The 13,967-nt window shown below is 63.1% G+C and carries 17 protein-coding genes and 26 tRNA genes; 2 read left to right on the top strand and 41 right to left on the bottom strand.

Annotation, left to right across the window (positions count from 1 at the left end):
• The 30 genes from ABD884_RS09355 to ABD884_RS09210 form a co-directional block, all read right to left on the bottom strand.
• A tRNA-Pro gene (locus ABD884_RS09355) sits at window positions 1-75 on the bottom strand.
• Window positions 76-119: 44 nt separating this feature from the next.
• Window positions 120-192, bottom strand: a tRNA-Thr gene (locus ABD884_RS09350).
• A gap of 80 nt (window positions 193-272) precedes the next feature.
• A tRNA-Val gene (locus tag ABD884_RS09345) sits at window positions 273-345 on the bottom strand.
• A gap of 109 nt (window positions 346-454) precedes the next feature.
• A tRNA-Val gene (locus ABD884_RS09340) sits at window positions 455-527 on the bottom strand.
• 152 nt (window positions 528-679) lie between these two features.
• Window positions 680-753, bottom strand: a tRNA-Leu gene (locus tag ABD884_RS09335).
• Between the two features lie 10 nt (window positions 754-763).
• A tRNA-Met gene (locus ABD884_RS09330) sits at window positions 764-835 on the bottom strand.
• Between the two features lie 17 nt (window positions 836-852).
• Window positions 853-926: transfer RNA gene (locus ABD884_RS09325), tRNA-Arg, on the bottom strand.
• A 1-nt stretch (window position 927) separates the two neighbouring features.
• Window positions 928-1,001: transfer RNA gene (locus ABD884_RS09320), tRNA-Glu, on the bottom strand.
• 30 nt (window positions 1,002-1,031) lie between these two features.
• A tRNA-Glu gene (locus tag ABD884_RS09315) sits at window positions 1,032-1,104 on the bottom strand.
• Between the two features lie 14 nt (window positions 1,105-1,118).
• Window positions 1,119-1,191 (bottom strand) — tRNA-Arg (locus ABD884_RS09310).
• A gap of 7 nt (window positions 1,192-1,198) precedes the next feature.
• Window positions 1,199-1,274 (bottom strand) — tRNA-His (locus ABD884_RS09305).
• Between the two features lie 24 nt (window positions 1,275-1,298).
• Window positions 1,299-1,371: transfer RNA gene (locus ABD884_RS09300), tRNA-Thr, on the bottom strand.
• Between the two features lie 24 nt (window positions 1,372-1,395).
• Window positions 1,396-1,470: transfer RNA gene (locus ABD884_RS09295), tRNA-Asp, on the bottom strand.
• A 46-nt stretch (window positions 1,471-1,516) separates the two neighbouring features.
• Window positions 1,517-1,591, bottom strand: a tRNA-Gln gene (locus ABD884_RS09290).
• Between the two features lie 48 nt (window positions 1,592-1,639).
• A tRNA-Asn gene (locus ABD884_RS09285) sits at window positions 1,640-1,712 on the bottom strand.
• Window positions 1,713-1,732: 20 nt separating this feature from the next.
• A tRNA-Ile gene (locus tag ABD884_RS09280) sits at window positions 1,733-1,806 on the bottom strand.
• A 210-nt stretch (window positions 1,807-2,016) separates the two neighbouring features.
• Window positions 2,017-2,090, bottom strand: a tRNA-Lys gene (locus ABD884_RS09275).
• A 30-nt stretch (window positions 2,091-2,120) separates the two neighbouring features.
• Window positions 2,121-2,193, bottom strand: a tRNA-Lys gene (locus ABD884_RS09270).
• 4 nt (window positions 2,194-2,197) lie between these two features.
• A complete protein-coding gene (locus ABD884_RS09265; protein ID WP_345043942.1) occupies window positions 2,198-2,725 on the bottom strand; it encodes an HAD domain-containing protein in 528 nt (175 codons plus the stop codon).
• A gap of 104 nt (window positions 2,726-2,829) precedes the next feature.
• Window positions 2,830-2,902 (bottom strand) — tRNA-Ala (locus ABD884_RS09260).
• A 49-nt stretch (window positions 2,903-2,951) separates the two neighbouring features.
• A tRNA-Ala gene (locus tag ABD884_RS09255) sits at window positions 2,952-3,024 on the bottom strand.
• 185 nt (window positions 3,025-3,209) lie between these two features.
• A tRNA-Ser gene (locus ABD884_RS09250) sits at window positions 3,210-3,299 on the bottom strand.
• Window positions 3,300-3,339: 40 nt separating this feature from the next.
• Window positions 3,340-3,423 (bottom strand) — tRNA-Leu (locus ABD884_RS09245).
• A 175-nt stretch (window positions 3,424-3,598) separates the two neighbouring features.
• Window positions 3,599-3,682: transfer RNA gene (locus ABD884_RS09240), tRNA-Leu, on the bottom strand.
• Between the two features lies 1 nt (window position 3,683).
• Window positions 3,684-3,759: transfer RNA gene (locus tag ABD884_RS09235), tRNA-Met, on the bottom strand.
• Window positions 3,760-3,819: 60 nt separating this feature from the next.
• A complete protein-coding gene (locus ABD884_RS09230; protein WP_345043936.1) occupies window positions 3,820-4,551 on the bottom strand; it encodes a hypothetical protein in 732 nt (243 codons plus the stop codon).
• A 40-nt stretch (window positions 4,552-4,591) separates the two neighbouring features.
• A tRNA-Tyr gene (locus ABD884_RS09225) sits at window positions 4,592-4,673 on the bottom strand.
• A gap of 182 nt (window positions 4,674-4,855) precedes the next feature.
• Window positions 4,856-4,928, bottom strand: a tRNA-Trp gene (locus ABD884_RS09220).
• Window positions 4,929-5,049: 121 nt separating this feature from the next.
• Window positions 5,050-5,202 carry a hypothetical protein gene (locus tag ABD884_RS09215; RefSeq protein WP_345043931.1) on the bottom strand — a complete coding sequence of 51 codons (153 nt, stop codon included), beginning with the start codon at window positions 5,200-5,202 and terminating at the stop codon, window positions 5,050-5,052.
• Between the two features lie 221 nt (window positions 5,203-5,423).
• Window positions 5,424-5,951, bottom strand: a complete 528-nt coding sequence (locus tag ABD884_RS09210) for an RDD family protein (RefSeq protein ID WP_345043928.1) — start codon at window positions 5,949-5,951, stop codon at window positions 5,424-5,426.
• A gap of 224 nt (window positions 5,952-6,175) precedes the next feature.
• On the opposite strand from ABD884_RS09210, the gene ABD884_RS09205 reads away from it, so the two are divergent.
• Window positions 6,176-6,676: a hypothetical protein gene (locus ABD884_RS09205; RefSeq protein ID WP_345043923.1), complete on the top strand. Its 501-nt coding sequence runs from the start codon at window positions 6,176-6,178 to the stop codon at window positions 6,674-6,676.
• Window positions 6,677-6,737: 61 nt separating this feature from the next.
• Here ABD884_RS09205 and ABD884_RS09200 read toward each other — a convergent pair whose 3' ends face one another.
• The 5 genes from ABD884_RS09200 to ABD884_RS09180 form a co-directional block, all read right to left on the bottom strand.
• Window positions 6,738-7,373, bottom strand: coding sequence for a hypothetical protein (locus ABD884_RS09200; RefSeq protein ID WP_345043919.1), 636 nt, complete (start codon window positions 7,371-7,373; stop codon window positions 6,738-6,740).
• Between the two features lie 59 nt (window positions 7,374-7,432).
• Window positions 7,433-8,050, bottom strand: coding sequence for a hypothetical protein (locus ABD884_RS09195; protein WP_345043914.1), 618 nt, complete (start codon window positions 8,048-8,050; stop codon window positions 7,433-7,435).
• A gap of 25 nt (window positions 8,051-8,075) precedes the next feature.
• A complete protein-coding gene (locus tag ABD884_RS09190; protein WP_345043909.1) occupies window positions 8,076-8,465 on the bottom strand; it encodes a hypothetical protein in 390 nt (129 codons plus the stop codon).
• A gap of 126 nt (window positions 8,466-8,591) precedes the next feature.
• Complete coding sequence (locus ABD884_RS09185; RefSeq protein WP_345043903.1) at window positions 8,592-9,245, bottom strand: NUDIX hydrolase; 654 nt, start codon at window positions 9,243-9,245, stop codon at window positions 8,592-8,594.
• 2 nt (window positions 9,246-9,247) lie between these two features.
• Complete coding sequence (locus ABD884_RS09180) at window positions 9,248-10,117, bottom strand: hypothetical protein (protein ID WP_345043898.1); 870 nt, start codon at window positions 10,115-10,117, stop codon at window positions 9,248-9,250.
• 154 nt (window positions 10,118-10,271) lie between these two features.
• Here ABD884_RS09180 and ABD884_RS09175 point away from each other — a divergent pair, with 154 nt between their 5' ends.
• Window positions 10,272-10,511, top strand: coding sequence for a hypothetical protein (locus ABD884_RS09175; protein ID WP_345043893.1), 240 nt, complete (start codon window positions 10,272-10,274; stop codon window positions 10,509-10,511).
• On the opposite strand, the gene ABD884_RS09170 is transcribed toward ABD884_RS09175, so the two are convergent.
• The 6 genes from ABD884_RS09170 to ABD884_RS09145 all read right to left on the bottom strand — a co-directional run bounded on the left by ABD884_RS09170 (window position 10,460) and on the right by ABD884_RS09145 (window position 13,953).
• Window positions 10,460-10,747, bottom strand: coding sequence for a hypothetical protein (locus tag ABD884_RS09170; protein ID WP_345043889.1), 288 nt, complete (start codon window positions 10,745-10,747; stop codon window positions 10,460-10,462). The genes ABD884_RS09175 and ABD884_RS09170 overlap by 52 nt on opposite strands.
• Before the next feature lie 38 nt (window positions 10,748-10,785).
• Window positions 10,786-11,346, bottom strand: coding sequence for a hypothetical protein (locus ABD884_RS09165; RefSeq protein WP_345043884.1), 561 nt, complete (start codon window positions 11,344-11,346; stop codon window positions 10,786-10,788).
• Between the two features lie 59 nt (window positions 11,347-11,405).
• Complete coding sequence (locus ABD884_RS09160; protein WP_345043880.1) at window positions 11,406-11,558, bottom strand: hypothetical protein; 153 nt, start codon at window positions 11,556-11,558, stop codon at window positions 11,406-11,408.
• A 92-nt stretch (window positions 11,559-11,650) separates the two neighbouring features.
• The gene (gene secY, locus ABD884_RS09155; RefSeq protein ID WP_345043873.1) at window positions 11,651-12,955 is read right to left on the bottom strand and encodes a preprotein translocase subunit SecY; all 1,305 of its coding nucleotides are present in this window, start codon (window positions 12,953-12,955) and stop codon (window positions 11,651-11,653) included.
• A gap of 40 nt (window positions 12,956-12,995) precedes the next feature.
• On the bottom strand, window positions 12,996-13,244 hold the full coding sequence (gene secG / locus ABD884_RS09150; RefSeq protein WP_345043868.1) for a preprotein translocase subunit SecG: 249 nt from the start codon (window positions 13,242-13,244) through the stop codon (window positions 12,996-12,998).
• A gap of 100 nt (window positions 13,245-13,344) precedes the next feature.
• Complete coding sequence (locus tag ABD884_RS09145) at window positions 13,345-13,953, bottom strand: DUF2637 domain-containing protein (protein ID WP_345043857.1); 609 nt, start codon at window positions 13,951-13,953, stop codon at window positions 13,345-13,347.
• Between the last annotated feature and the right edge of the window lie 14 nt (window positions 13,954-13,967).

Below are 13,967 nucleotides of genomic sequence, written 5' to 3'. Positions count from 1 at the left end.
TCGGGGTAACAGGATTTGAACCTGCGGCCTCCTGGTCCCAAACCAGGCGCTCTAGCCAAGCTGAGCTACACCCCGTTGCGCACTGACGGTCCTTGTCTGTCGGGACGTGCCGCCCCTCGAGCTTCCCGCCGGACTCGAACCGGCCACCCCCGTGTTACAAGCACGGTGCTCTACCTGATGAGCTAGGGAAGCAGTAACACTGAATGGTGTCCCTTGGGCCGACCGCAAACTGGTCACAGCACTTCGAACGGCTGCAGTGTCTCAGCCTGGAGTGCTTGCACAGGGACTCGAACCCCGGACAACCCGCATGTCGAGCGGGCGCTCTGCCAACTGAGCTATACAAGCAAGTGGAGGCATTCCGGCCAGACCGTCGTGCCTCCCGCCGTGTCGTGGCGTTACCCCGTCCGCGATTTCAGGCACTGCCCATCTCTGGGGCCTCGGTTTACGGATTCCGTGCCTGCACAGGGATTTGAGCCCCGGACAACCTGCGTGTGAAACAGGTGCTCTACCAACTGAGCTATACAAGCCTGACCTATGTTTCATCCCGCCACCGTTGATCGGCCGGCCCGTTGGCGGGACTTGGATCGCCGGCCCCTTGGGGCTCTCCGGCTGCGCATAGGCCTACGCAGCGGCATCCAATACGACTCATGTGTAAGGAGACTCCAGAAAGTCTCCACGGTGCCCGCCCCCGGACTCGAACCGGGAACTTCCGCATGTTGAGTGCGGCACCTCTGCCAATTGGGCCAGGCGGGCCGGACATACGTACCGATGGCTGGTCTCGATCCAGCGCACAGCCCTTATGAGGGGCCCGCTCTGCCAACTGAGCTACACCGGCCGGTGTTTCGTCTTGCGTGCGCCCAGAGAGACTCGAACTCCCGGCCTCCGGTTCCGTAGACCGGCGCTCTATCCAACTGAGCTATGGGCGCGTGGTAGCTCCAGGGGGTATCGATCCCCCGTCACCGACTTGAGAAGCCGGCGTCCTGCCATTAGACGATGGAGCCAAGTAGTTGCTTTCCGCTGATCGCGGCTAGTACCCCCAACGGGATTCGAACCCGTGCTGCCGACGTGAAAGGCCGGTGTCCTGGGCCGCTAGACGATGGGGGCCAGGTAGTGTTGCGTGCCCTCGAAAGGATTCGAACCTTCGACCTCCTGCTCCGGAGGCAGGCGCTCTATCCCCTGAGCTACGAGGGCGAATACGTGGGGTGGCTGACCGGCCTCGATCCGGCGACCTCCTGGGCCACAACCAGGCGCTCTACCAACTGAGCTACAGCCACAACTGCGGCGCGCTTCCGCGCCCGAGCCTGGTACGAGACTTGAACTCGTGACCTCGTTCTTACCAAGAACGCGCTCTACCGTCTGAGCTAACCGGGCAGGTGGTGAAGGGAAAACCCCTCGCGGAATAGACGGGATTCGAACCCGCGGTCTCCCGCGTGACAGGCGGGTGCTCTAGGCCATCTGAGCCACTACTCCATTCCGGGCTCTTACCGGAGGACCGCCAAGGGCCCTGCTTGCTTCGCTCCTTCGCCTGGACTTGAACCAGGAGAACTCCCGGGCCAGAACCGGGCGGGTTTGCCAATTCCCCCACGAAGGATCATCCGGGCTCTTACCGTCCACCCCGCGAGGGACGAGCTTGCTTTCGCTCCCGTCATTGGACTCGAACCAATAACCTGCCGATTAACAGTCGGCTGCTCTGCCAATTGAGCTAGACGGGATTAGCGGGACGAACCCGCAGTGGCCTTGGCTGGACTTGAACCAGCGACCCCTTCGTTATCAGCGAAGTGCGCTAACCATCTGCGCCACAAGACCTCGCTGTCCGGCCGGCGGTGCATCCTCCATCGGCACCATTGCTGGCCCGCCCTCACCAGGCTATGAACCTGGCTACTCGGCGCCAGCCGGACATCTTTCCAGTTCTGCCCCATGCACCAGGGCGGGGATGTAGTCCCACATCTGACGTGCAGTACGCCCCGCCGGCGATCCTCGAGGTTCATCCCGCCTGGCAAGTCGTGCTGCACTTCGTGCTTCCCCAGGGACTTGAACCCTGAACCCCTCGATTAAGAGTCGAGTGCTCTGACCAATTGAGCTAGAGAAGCATGCGCCGTCTTTCCGGCTGTCATTCTGCGTGAGCCCGGTGGGGCTCGAACCCACGTCCCCGGATTAAAAGTCCGGTGCTAAGGCCGACTCAGCTACAGGCCCATTCCTACGTCCCGATGAACGCTTCGATCTCGGCCAGGTGGTCCCTGGTGAGGCCGTGTTCGGTCCTCGGGCATATCACCAGCACCGGTACGTCCAGCATCTCCAGCCAGGCCAGGGCCTTGGCATCGAAGTTGATGTCATCGTCCATCCAGACGATCCGGTCAGGCCGGGTGCGGGCAACGTCCTCACGGATTTTCGCCAGCTTCCACCAGTTCCAATTGGCCAGGTCGTCCTCTTCAACGCCGGGGATCATTTCCCAGTCGGCGCCGTGAAGGCCGATCGTTGGTGCCAGCTGTTCCGGTGCGCCTTCCTCCCAGGCCGTCAGCCATTTGACGGTGACGTCAGGGTGGGCTGCGATCCGGTTCATCGCTTCGACGGACTCTTCGGCCCAGTACCCGGGGAACGATGCGGGGATCGTGACTGGGTGCCAGTTGCCGTGCCAGCCTGTCTGATCGGCTGGCGCCGCAGTGAAGCGGTGATCGGTCCAGGCAACCCAGATGCCATCCGCGTCGGAGTACACGGTGGTTTTCACTGCGTTCTCCTTCGTTTGGTAACCAATGCCGGGAGGCTGGCGCCCAGTTGCCAGTGTCCTTCTGAGGGATCATCCTGGGGACCGGGCGCTGCCCTTCCCAGCCGTGGAGCCACAGGGTCTCGAACCCTGAACCCCCTGCTTGCAAAGCAGGTGCGCTACCAATTGCGCCATGGCCCCATTTGGGAGTCTGCCGCAAAGCAGGCTCCGAGGACCCTTTCGGACCCAGTGGAGATAAGGGGACTCGAACCCCTGACCCCCTGCATGCCATGCAGGTGCGCTACCAGCTGCGCCATATCCCCAATTCCGGCGGCTCCCACCGCCGGTGTCGGTTATCTTCTGGACCCAATGTGTACGGCGTCCGGAAACTCTCTCACCGCTGAGCGGAGAGCCCGGGTCTCGAACCCGGCAGACCGTTGACCAGTCATAAACGATTAGCAATCGTTCTGCGAAACCCGCTCGCCTGCTCTCCCTATGTACTGCTGCGCGGAGAGGACGGGGATCGAACCCGTACGCGGACAAGTCCGCCAACTGCGTTCCAGGCAGTGACCGGCGCCGGCCGTCGGCTGGCCCCTCCAATATGTACTGCGTTTTCCATGCACTCCCTGCGGGAGCCGTGCCCATCCCCGGACTTGAACCGGGACGTCCTTTCGGACACCAGCCCCTCAAGCTGGCGCGTCTGCCAATTTCGCCAGACGGGCGAGACACCGGGTGCCGGACGGTGGGGTGGGCAACGATCGCTGCAGTCCACTGTCCCGGTCTTCTGGTCGAAACCACCCGGCGGCGGGTATTTGTTTTTACATCGCCCCGGCATGCACGCCGGTCAAGGGCGTTGCAGCAATGCCAGGACTTGGGCCACCCTGCTCATGGCCACCGTGCCCATCCCCGGACTCGAACCGGGACACCCTTTCGGATACCAGCACCTGAGGCTGGCGCGTCTGCCAATTTCGCCAGACGGGCGTTGCAGAGGCTGGATTTGAACCGGCGATCTCCAGGGAATGAACCTGGCGGGGACGGCCGAGCTCCCCTACTCTGCGCGTGGCGGATACTGGATTCGAACCAGTGAAAGCATTGAGCCTTCCCTTTCCGCCTCGGGTCTACGAGACCCGCTTCAACCGGACGTTGGTCCTGATCCTGTTCCTTACGGCATTGTCGCTAACTCCAAGACTTGCGCCGGCCCTCACGAAGCCCATCCTGTCGACAAGCTCGAGCAGATCCGTGTGGCTTGGCCATTCGGTACGCTCCCTGCTCTTCAGGAAGCACACCCTGCATCTGTCCGCCGTTTTGCTGATCTCGGCCCCGCATTCACACAGTCTCGCAACCTTTGGCTTCCGGCTCGGCGGCGCTACCGCCACGTAATGGACGGCATTTCGGCCGGAATGCGTCGGGGTCTGGCTGTGACAGTTTGGGCACAGGAACCGAAGGTTTCCGATCCGGTTGTCGTTGTTGACGCCATTGACGTGATCCAGTTGGAGCGTCAGGGGCTTACCCTTCCAGACCGGCGGAAGGCCGCACTCGTAGCACTCGTGCCGAAGTAGTCCGGCTTTGATCAGTCGAACCTTCAGGTGGCTTCGGTTCAGATAGGACGAGTTCTCGACCAAAATCTCGTCGAGAGGGTACTGATACCACGACGCCCTCACGACGCTTCGGCCCGTGAGGTGCCCCAGCGAAATGCCTTCCTTCTCAGCCCGGGCCCGGATGTAAGGACCCATTGAGCCGCTGCTGGTGCCGTAGCCCAACCCGCGAAGAATATCCCGCATCGTATGGGAAGCTTCGACGATCGAGCGAAACTCGTCGTTCGGGACTGCGCTCAGCTTGGAAGTTTTCACGGTCGTCATGTGTGCGGAAGACCCGGAGGCCCTCATCACGTGGGAGGTGTCGGATTCGAACCGACGTAGGTTGAGCCAGCGAATTTACAGTCCGCCCCCTTTGGCCGCTTGGGTAACCTCCCGAAGTTTCCCGGATCAAATAGCGCGACGATAAGCCCTTCTATTCGACCCGGGAATTGTTTTTGAACGCGGAGAAGTAGCATCACCGGAATTGGCGTTCCGGTAATTTCTCCGTCTCTTACTTCACGTTCACTATGGAATTCTCAAATCACAATTGCATCCCTTGCGGGTGCGTTGTACTGCGCGGGGCGGACAGGGCTCGAACCTGCGACCTGCGGGTTTGGAGTCCGCTGCTCTACCAACTGAGCTACCTCCCCAGTGCCGGGTGTTCCGGCCGGGTGGCGGTCTGTCTGTGTCCTCATCGGGACAAAAAGAGAGACCGCCTCGGGGTTGGACTTACCCGAAGCGGCCTCTGGTGGACGGTCATGCCGTCAAAACTTAGAGGATACTTCGGTGCCTTGCGTGGTCATTCCGCTGCTGCCAGGTGTTTCCATAGGCTTTCGGGGACGATTCCAGCGCCGGCTTGGTCGTGGGCAGGACAAAGCCGCGACCGCATACGGCCGAAATGCTAAGCATGGATGATGCGTGCATGGCTTGTCCTTTCCTGAACAATTTCGCTGACCCGGATGGCCTGCTAAGAAAACTGTAACTGAGAGACCGGGAATTTGTACACTCGAAATCTCTCACGGGATTCGACTGGCAAATCCGTTGTTGAAATAGATGTGTGCGGCGATTCCGAAAAGCATCACCGCTTCCGAAATCTTTCCCAATCAGGAGTCAGCCAAGCTCGAAACAGCGACGGAACCTCGACATCACAAACCGGTGGCCAGGGCGTCGATCGACACGTGCCGGTCCTTGATGCCGAACGTGCTCCCACCGCAAAGGCAGAACAGGAAGACGACGGGGAGGATCATGACCCGAAGCACCATCATCCAGCCGGCACGCAGAACTCCGGGGACGGCGCCGGTATCGATCCGGAGGGTGCGGGTGCCGGCGATGCGCTGCCCAAGTGAGCGTCGGTGGCCGGTTGTGAAGCCGTAGATGAGTGCCACAACCGGCCAGACGGCCAGGGCGTTGAGTTCACGGGCGAACGAGAAGGGGTCGGGCATGGTGGTCGCAAGGATCACATAGATTCCGTAAGTGCTCAGAAAGACCAGCAGTGCGTCGATGCCCCAGGCCAGAAGGACTTCCCGGTCACGGGCCGGTGCGACAACCCTTCCGTCACCCAGGGTGATGAGTGGACGGTCTGCGACGGCCGGGGTGCCGTCAATGGTGGCTTCGGTCGGCTCAGACGTCTCGGAGTCTTCTATCACTGCGGCTATTTCAGTTGTTGCGGTCATTGCATTCCATCCAGGTCGGGGCAAGAGTCGAGGGCTTCACACCCCGCGATCAAGGCACGGCCGTGAAACCCCTCAGGGTTTGTCCTCCCTATGCGCCTACGCCGACGACGGGCCTATCGGAACGGTTAGGCAGCACCGAATCAGATCCCGGACTTAGCATCGAAAGTCGGAGGCCCTTGCTGTGTCTGGTGATGGCGGGTGTAGCCGCCGTACACATAGCGGGTATGAGCCGTAAGAAGAAGATCGCCATCATCGCCTTGGCGGCAGTGACAATCATCCTGACCATCATCGGGATCTCAAGCTGCACCGCGGACCGCGCCAGTGAATCCAAGGCCTCCGGGTCAGGCAACGTCAGTACAGGATCATCAAGCTATTACGGCTGCCCCTGTGTGCCACCACTCGCGTGCGGGCCCTACTACTCCGGATACGTTCCGCCGTACTATTTGGCTCATCCCGCGTACACCTTGTTGACGCCGTACCGCTCCTACTACGTGCCCTCCTACAACGGACGGTCCTACACTGCTGCTCGGACTCCGGCGGCAGACCTTCCGGTCGCTCCGCGCAGCCCCATGCCCTACCCGCCCGGCTACAAGCCTGTTCCTGGTGACTTCCGTCCGCCGACGGCACCAACAGCAAAACCAGTGGTTCCTGCCCCGGTACCGAAAGTTCAGGCCCCGGCCGCTCCTGTGAAGGCTCCCTCGGTACCCAGGTCCTCGAGGAAATAAGAGGCTCATCATGCAACGAAAGCCCGCCGCTGATCAGCGGCGGGCTTTCTTGTAGGTCAGCTCAGGAGTTGTAGCTGTCCTTGATGCAGGTGGCGAGCTTCTGTCTGGTCGTCGGCTCGTTGTACCGGGAGAATTCGGAGGCCCAGGATTCGAAGTCGTCCGGGTCAACGGCGCTGCCCTCGGCGAAAGTCTCGTAGGTCGTGAAGGCGAGGTTTCCGTCCTCGTCCAGGTCAACGGTAGTGTCCGGGATGTGCGAGACAGGAACAGTCCAAGGTTTGGGTCCCAGCCCTGCCATTTCCTCGACGCTGTTCTGCGCGGCTTGGCGGGCACGCCGGTAGCTCCAGTCGTCGAACTCGTACAGATCCCTGATGTTCGCATCAGCGGGCAAGGTGTAGCGCATCTCCAGCAGGCGTTTTGGCGGTGCGATCCTGGCCGCGGCGGACGGTTCAATGAACAAAGGCACGGCGGGTTGGCTGAGCGGTCCCTTGTCGGTCAGCGTGATCGTGTCGATTCCGTCGATGCCGTGGACGTCCGGGCCAATGCTGCGAGACCGGCCGGGAACCAGGGTGGCGAGATCCAGCGCCTGCCGGCGGGTCATGGGGGCGTCCAGGTTCAGGGATGGTTCCGCGTGGGTGATGTGGGCGAATTGTCCGCCGACGGGGATGCCCTGGGGCTGCCGGGCAATGGTGGTGGTCATGATGTCCTTGCTGGATGTAGGTGCGGGTTGAGTTTACGTCAGAGGTGCTGAACGCGGGTTTAGCCGAACAGTGCGCCGGGGCGCCCTGGCGGGTTCCACGCGGCTGCGGAGGCCAGGTCGATGGGACTTTCGTCGACAAAGCGGGCCATCTGCCGGGAGCTGTATTCGCTGACCAATTCCTGCGCAGTGTCAACGACGTCCTCATCGAGGCCGGCGCCGTGAATGTCTTGGACGGATTCGACGCAGATGGCGAGGTTGCCGTCGTCGTAGTTCCGGGTCAGGACGACCCTTGCCGCGGTCGGGTGTTTGATGCGCAGTTCGTCAGCGACGTTGCGGAGGTCGGCCCGGGCCGCGGAGGCAAGCAGCGCTAATGCTTCGTCCTCGCGACGGCGGGCGTAGTCGGAAAATTCCTTGCGCCGGAGTTTTGTGGCTATTTCGTCCCGCCGCTGCCGCCATTCGTCACGGACCTTGTCAGCGGCGCTTTCGTCTTCCGCCGTGGTGTCCGCTTCCAGGGACCGAAGTGAGGCGCTTGCCGCACAGTCGAGGGACCTGATGTCATCCAGATGAGCGAACCTGTTGGCTTCGGTGTCAAGAGCGAGTTCCGGCTCGGCGTGGGTGGTGGGGGCGAATTGGCCCCCAGCGGGAATACCGCTGGGGACACGTGTGGATGGGCTCATGCCCCTTGTGTGTACGGCTGTGCGTCTAGACGCCGAGCCGGTTCAGGAAGTCGGGGTGCTTGGGGTCGTTGGGCTCATAGGCGAGAGTTGCGTCCTCATCACAGGTGACCGTCCGGCGTGCGGCGCGGTAGGAGGCAAACTGCTTCCGGGCCTCGGCTTTGATGGCGTCTTCGACGAGCTGCTCGGCCAGGAACTTGCCCAGGTATGGAGCCTCTTCTGCGGTGAGTTCGCCGATCGCGTCCAACGCCGCATTGACGTTGTCATCGTTCGCGGCCGCGTGTTCGACGAGGTCGCGGTCACCTTCGCCCTGGAGTTCTTCGAACGCCTCGGGGCAGTCAGCGATGGCCTGGCGGCCGGCTGCGGCTCGTTCGACGGGAGTAATTACGGCGGGTGCGGAAACTGTTGAAGTAGTCATGGCGCTCATGTGTGCGGCATGTGAAGATTCCTGCACCGCCCCATGGTGGCGTCGACGGCGGAGTGCCCTCATGCCTTTCATTTTCCGCCGTTGCGGCCCGGAGCGATAGTGCTCCGGGCCTTGACGCTATGGGCAGTTCATGTGGCCGCCGGCGCCCAGCAGGGCGATTGCAGCCAGGGTCATGCCGCAGGTGATGTGGCCGTTGCGGACCATGCCGGTGAGCTCTCCGTAGCTGTACCACTCGACCTTGGCGCCGGTTTCGTCCTCGACGTGGCCGGGACGGATGTGTTCGATGCCGTGAGTGGTCTTCCAGACGGCGACCTCGGTGGTCAGGATCCCGGTGTCCGGGCGGAGGGTGCCGAGCAAGGTCCCGGAGTGGTAGTCCAGGCCGGTTTCCTCGACGAGTTCACGTGCCGCTTCGTCCACGGAGAGGTCATCGGAGCCGCCGCGCGGGAATTCGAGAGTGAAGTCCCCTACCGGGTAGCGGTACTGGCGGACGAGCCCCAGGTGGGGGATGCCGCGGAAGTTCACGAACGGGATGGTGATGACGCCCAGGCCGGAGCCGGAGGTGATGGTCGAGTACTGCCCGAGCGCCCCGTTGGGGAAGCGGACGGTTTCGGTGTCGACCCGGATGAACTTGTTTTCCAGGACGGTCGAGCCGTCCAGGCGCTCAATGATGCCGGGGATTGCGGCGGCCTGGATGGCGGCGATCGCTTCGGTGATGGGACCCGGGGACGTAACCGGGGCGTCGTCCGTGGGGGTGGTTGCGGTGATGGTCATGGTCATGCCTTTCCGGAGCGGTCGATCGGGTTGTGGCGCCAAGCGGCGAGGCGTTGTTTGGCGATTTCTTTGATGAAGACGGTGCCGTAGCCGGCGCCTTCTTCATGGGCCAGGTAGCGGACGCTGGCAGGGTCGGCGGGGTCGCCGCCATGGGCAATCAGCCCGTCGATCCGGGATTCGAGCGGGGTGGCGGGGTGGGTGGTGAAGTCGGGGTTCTCGTCTTCGCTGACCACGGGCCGGTGGAGCTTGAGCGCGGCGTTTCGTTCGTTGACGATGGCCAGGTTGTGCAGTTGCCCGCGCTGCCAGGACTCCGGCTGCAGCCTGTGGTTTTCCATCATTGGCCCGTACCATTCCTCGCCGACGTGCGGGAAGGTTGCCTCGAGGGTTTGGCGGTACTCTTCGGCGCTGGATCCGATCTTGGCCGCAGCGGTTTCAAAGGTGGCTTCAGAGGTGGGGACGTAGTGGCTTTCGATGGCCAGCCGGCGTTCCCGGATGGTCTTCAGCTCCCGCGCCGTGGCTGCACCGAACTGGTGAGCTTTGATGCTGCTGCTACCGATTCGGCCGATGGCCTTGTCCACGGAGTCGTGCCTTTCGGCTTCGGCCCGGATTTCGCTCCTGGCGGCCTCGTCGTGGACGACGGCGAAGTCGTCGCCGGCCAGGGAATCTTCCAAGGCGATGCGGGCGTAGGACCGGCGTTCACCGTTGGAGGGCCGGTCCTCGTAGACGAGCTTGAACCATTGCGGGTCAGACGGCACCGAGATGGGCGGCGCTGCCACGGGTGCTGTCAGCGGCATGTCCGGTTCCGCATGGGCGGTGGCAGCGAACTGGCCGCCTACGGGCACTCCCTTGGGCTGGCGGGCTGTAGTGGTCACGGGTGCTGCTCCTTAGCTGCGTTCACTGATGAACATGCGTAGATGGTGCCGCTGGTTTCTGGCACCTGGTCATGTCCTCTTTGTGTGCGGCCGAAGCGGTTTCCGGGCAAAACAGCGGCGAAGGCAGCCGACCCGGGGACGGAATATTGGACGCATGGGCCTTGAGGATGAAGCACGCGTAGTGGTGGCACAGAACAGCACCAAGGATGAGGAAGCCCGGAACCGCAGGGCGCTTAAGGAAACCCCCGTGGTCCACTGCCGGGCTTGGTCAGTCTGCCTGGGCGGATTGGTGACGGCTCCCGCAACGATCCGGCGGAAAGGCTTCCTGGCGGCCCGAAGGGCTCATTGGTCCCTGCTGGCTTTCACGGTCTGCTTCACATCGAAGGCGAAGTAGCCGCGGACGTAGCCATGGCCTTCGGGGACTCCGGTCCCGGCGTTGCCCCAGTTGTCGGCAAGGGCTTCGGCAGCAATCTCGAGACCAGCGTCATCGGCGGTGCCCAGCAGAGCCGTGAGCTCATCCCCGAAGAAGTGGTATCGGTTCGGTGCGCCGCCCGGCAGGGTCAGGGTCCACTTACGGGCAAGCCGTTCCAGGGCCGAGCGGAGTGGTGTGGCGGTCTGGGTTGCGGTCATGCCCGTCATGTGTGCGGAGGGCAGGCTTTGCCTCACCCTCATGCCGCGGCGTCGATGCGGTTCAACGGACGGCCGACTGCGGCTTCCTCCAGAGTCTGGGTGATTTTCATGCGCTGGCGTTCGCATTCGCCGGCCAACTCGGGGTAGGAGTCGGCGATCTCCTCCAGACAGCGGGCCTTGAGCTCTTTGTTGTACCAGGAGCGCAGGTCCGAGGGGGTGAACCGGTTCCGCAGCAGCGACGAATCGTAGACGGTGCGGACGTGACGGAGGTAGTTCACGGTGAGCCGGTCGACGGTGGTCGGGTGCATCCTGGTCAGATCCATGGGGGTGCGGCCATCTGCGATGGTGATGGACCGGTAGCTCTCGTAGGCCAGGGTCCGGAGTTCTTCCAGGGTTTCGTCGCACTGGAGAGTCACCTTCAGGGCGCGGGCTGCGCGGAGGACTTTGCGCATTTCGGTCTGACCGGTGAGACGGACCTCCCTGCGGACAGCCGGTTTGGAGGAGGTGTAGGCGGCCAGCCGACCGCGGCCCTTGCGGATCTTCTGCAAGGTCTCCGGCTCGTCCAAGGTGGCGAACGGGGAATGCTGGGTGATGCGCATGGCTTGCCTCTCTCGTCGTCGTGTTTGAGATTCTCTATGCGGTCACCGGGCCGACGGGCCTAAGCTGCCGGCACCGATACTTCGGCCAGCTCGCACAATGCACAAAGCGTGTAGGCGCCGTTGGCGTCCCGGCATCCGCCGCTGCAGGCTATGCAGAGCAGGGCCTGTTCACGGACCGCGGCTGCGGAGCGGGGTCGTGTGCTGGTCGTCATGGCTGGAATGTGTGCGGCGGCGCGCATTTGGGTCATCGCGGGTAGCCCAAAGGCCCGGCAGATGGAAGCCTGCCGGGCCTTCGGGCGAGGTATCAGCGCATCAAGCCCGGGTAGGAGCGTTGCTCCATCTGGGAGCTGATCTGCTTGACCGTTTCGAGTCCGACGCCGACCATGATCAGGATCGCGGAGCCGCCGAACGGGAAATTCTGGTTCGCGTTCAGGAGCACCAGGGCGACCAGCGGGATCAGTGCGATGACGCCGATGTAGAGCGCGCCTGCGGTGGTGATCCGGTCTGAGACGTATTTGAGCAGCCGTTCGGTTGGTTTGCCGGGGCGGAAGCCGGGGACGAAGCCGCCGTACTTTTTCATGTTCGAAGCGATCTCCTTGGGTTCGAAGGTGATCGCGACGTAGAAGAACGAGAACCCGATGATGAACAATGTGTAAATCACCATGTAGACCGGGTGGTCGCCTTTGGTCAGGTTCGCGGTAATCCATTGCGCCCATTCGGGGCCGGCGCCGGTCTGGTTGCCGGTGGCGAACCGGGTGATCAGGCTCGGCAGTGACAGCAGTGTGGAAGCGAAGATGACGGGAACGACGCCGGCCATGTTGACCTTGATGGGCAGGAATGTAGTGTTTCCGCCCAGGGTCTGGCGGCCGACGACACGCTTGGCGTAGACAACGGGGATGCGCCGTTGGGACTGTTCGACGAGGACGACCAGAGTGATGGTGAGCAGACCGACGGCCAGGACGGCAGCGAACACTCCCCAGCCTCGGGTGCGGCCGATGGTGCCCAGTGCTGTCGGGAAGCCGGAGGCGACGGAGGTGAAGATCAGCAGCGACATGCCGTTGCCGATGCCGCGTTCGGTGATCTTTTCACCCATCCACATGACCAGCAGGGACCCGGCCACGAGGGAGATGATCATAATGGCGGCCGTGATGAAGCTCTGGTCGGTGACGATCGGAAGGGCGCAGTTGCCCAGCAGGTTTCCACTGCGGGCCATGGTGACGACGGTGGTGGCGTTCAGGGCGGACATTCCGACGGCGAGGTAGCGGGTGTACTGGGTGACGGTGGCCTGGTCGCCGGCCGCGTGCAGTTCCTGGAGGCGGGGGACGATGACTTTCATCAACTGCATCATGATCGAGGCGGTGATGTAGGGCATGACGCCCAGGGCCAGGATGGACTCCGAAAGCAGGGCGCCGCCGGAGAACATGTTGACCATGTCGTAGATGCCGCCGGAGGTTCCTCCCTGGGACAGGCATGCCTGGACGTTGGAAGCGTTCACGCCCGGCGCCGGGATGAAGGAGCCGAGACGGAAGACGGTCAGGACGCCCAGGGTGATGAGCAGCTTGTTGCGCAGGTCAGGAGTCCTGAATGCGCGGGTAATCGAGTCCAGCAAGAGCCGGCCCTCCTTGAGGTAGTGCCCGAGGGCTGGTTGGTTACTGGCCGGTGAACCGGGTGATGATGCCCAGACCCATGATGGCCACGGACCAGATGACCGCTGCGGCGATAGTGAAGCGGGTGAGGTTCTTCTCCGCGACGCCGGTCGAGTTCAGGCTGTTGGTCATGCCGCCGCCGAACATGCCGGAGACGCCGCCACCTGATGCTTTGTGCAGGAGGATGAAGGCACCGAGGATGATGCTCAGTGCGACGACGAGCACCTGCAGGGCGATAATCAGAAAATTCATGGTGGTTCCTTAAGTGAGTCGGGCCGCGGGTCGAAAAGCTGGGGGCCCGGGTATCCCTATGCGGGGCATGATGCGACGGGCGTCCTCGCAGGTTCTACCCTCAGGCGTTGGCAGGTATCAGGTCCCGGGCAGCCGAGGGGACCTCCGTGAAGACGCTGGTGAACTCCGGGGCAGGTGCGCTCGGCGCGTGCGCTTCGATCGCGGCCGGTGCGCTCTTGCGGGGCGCCGCGGGGGCCTTGGCTGTCTTCTTCTTCGGCGCCGGTGCAGGGGCCGCTTTCTGAACCAGCAGCACGGTCAGGTGGGTGATGGCGAGCAGGACGACCGGCGGCATCGCTGCCATGATGGCGGAGACGACCGGCGGGACGCCGCCGTTGGCCTGGTTGACCGAGACGATGGCGTGGACGGCGTTCGCGGCGGTGGACACGACAGCGCCCAGGCCCAGGAGCGCCCACGGGTAGGCGAGGGTCTTGCGGTCGTGGCCGGCGAGGGCGACGATCGCGACGGTGGCGGCGACGATGAGTCCGTCGACGATGATGGGCCAGATCCAGGCGAGGTTCACATCGATGCCCGAACGCGCTGCCAGGTCGGTGAGAGAGGCGAAGGACAGAACGAAGGCACCGACGGCGATCAGGACAGTGGAAGCGATGCCGACGGCGATGATGGGCCGGGACAAGGGTGCGGCGGGCTTGCGGGCAGCAGGAAGCGTCATGGGAACTCTTTCGG

It is taken from the genome of Arthrobacter methylotrophus (genome assembly GCF_039539965.1).
GTDB lineage: Bacteria > Actinomycetota > Actinomycetes > Actinomycetales > Micrococcaceae > Arthrobacter > Arthrobacter methylotrophus.
Note: the sequence above shows the minus strand (reverse complement) of the source record. Positions and strands in the feature narration are given on the sequence as shown.